Origin of the sequence: Vibrio sp. E14 (assembly GCF_020515785.1) — a bacterium.
Lineage (GTDB): Bacteria > Pseudomonadota > Gammaproteobacteria > Enterobacterales > Vibrionaceae > Vibrio > Vibrio diabolicus.
This window is the reverse complement of the sequence record NZ_JAHPJI010000047.1, coordinates 1-552: the sequence shown is the minus strand read 5'-3', so window position 1 is coordinate 552 and position 552 is coordinate 1. Positions and strand designations below refer to the sequence as shown.

The window sequence follows — 552 nt, the reverse complement described above, 5'->3', positions numbered from 1 at the left end:
GGTGAACAACGCTAACACCGATTCTAAATCATTGTGCCGTAAACACTTAAGCTGATATAAACGAGAGCACCAAGCGTTGTGAATCCGTCTTAAACGCTTTGTTATGTGCGTTTTTTAACTTTAAAACGAGACCGCTCTTGATTAGAAAGTTCCAAGTTTTTTAGCTGTGCTTTCCTCATAGAATCCTCAACGGGATAAACTTCGATCAGCCAATGACGAAAACCGTAAAAACCGAGAAATAAACCTATTGCAGAGAAAATGGCGCAACCGAAAGGTAGAAACTTCCGATCATTCTCAATTATTTCTATTTTCCGTTCTTCAATCGCAATACGATAATCCTTGTCAGACTCAGACAACTCTACATTTGATGAAATAATCGAAATTTTCTCCAACGATTCGAAAACAGAGTCATTGAATCGGTACGTTTGATATCCGAGAAAATACAGACTTAGGATAAATATCACCGAACCAATTATTGCCATCAATTTGTAAGGATTGTCCGTAGGGATACTCAATGTAGAGTTCATAATGCTCCTTATTATCTCCTAGCAC

Annotated in this window: 1 protein-coding gene; it reads right to left on the bottom strand. The window is 37.9% G+C overall.

All coding sequences use genetic code 11. The annotated features are described in order from the left end of the window. Window positions 1–101 precede the first annotated feature (101 nt). Entirely contained in the window at window positions 102–527 is a 426-nt protein-coding gene (locus tag LIX84_RS23390) for a hypothetical protein (RefSeq protein ID WP_226422280.1), read from the bottom strand. Window positions 528–552: the final 25 nt, after the last annotated feature.